Source organism: Virgibacillus carmonensis (genome assembly GCF_057836705.1).
This window is the reverse complement of sequence record NZ_JBYQFJ010000151.1, coordinates 1-717: the sequence shown is the minus strand read 5'-3', so window position 1 is coordinate 717 and position 717 is coordinate 1. Positions and strand designations below refer to the sequence as shown.

Here is a 717-nt window from a genome sequence, read left to right as displayed (position 1 = left end):
AAATACTTTTTATCCAAAACGGTGGATTATCGATTCATGGTGGAGTTTTGGGCGGATTAGTCATCGGTTATTTCCTACTGAGGCGGCATAAATTACCAATTTGGCATACCTTAGATATTGTTGCACCGGCACTAATTCTGGCGCAAGGAATAAGTAGAATTGGCTGTGATGTATTTGGTGAACCAATGTCTAGTGCCTTACCTTGGGGGATTGAAAGATACGGGGAAATTTTGCATCCTGCTCAGGCATATGAATTTTTATTAGATTTTCTGTTGTTCGGTTATTTGTGGTTAAAATTAAAAAAAACTTCCTACACCGGTCAAATCTTTATTCATTATCTAATTGGGTATATGATAATTCGTGGCATTGTAGAATTTGCTAGAATAAATCCTATGGTTGTTGGACCGTTTAGTGTAAGCCATGTTATGAGCCTAATAGGCATCATTATTGCGATTTCCCTAATGAGGTATCGTAAGGCAAATGGATTGACCGATAAAATTACTCCAATTCCCAAGAAAGATATTATTAAAACTGTCATGTTTGTGCTATCTATGATGGTCATTTCTTTACTGCTTTTTTACGGGGTTCAAGGTTAATCAGTTGAGTTTAATAGATTATAGATTAAGTGGCACTGTGTTGTACCAGTCTAGCAAGGAGGTGACAGCGTGAACTTAGAGCAGGTGAAAGCAAACAAACATCGTAAGAAACGAAACCGAT

General features: G+C 37.2%; 1 protein-coding gene. It reads left to right on the top strand.

The annotated features are described in order from the left end of the window. Positions 1-596: prolipoprotein diacylglyceryl transferase (locus AC3G7N_RS21050; RefSeq protein WP_489424101.1), on the top strand; the 596-nt coding region annotated here is incomplete at its 5' end. Positions 597-717 lie beyond the last annotated feature (121 nt).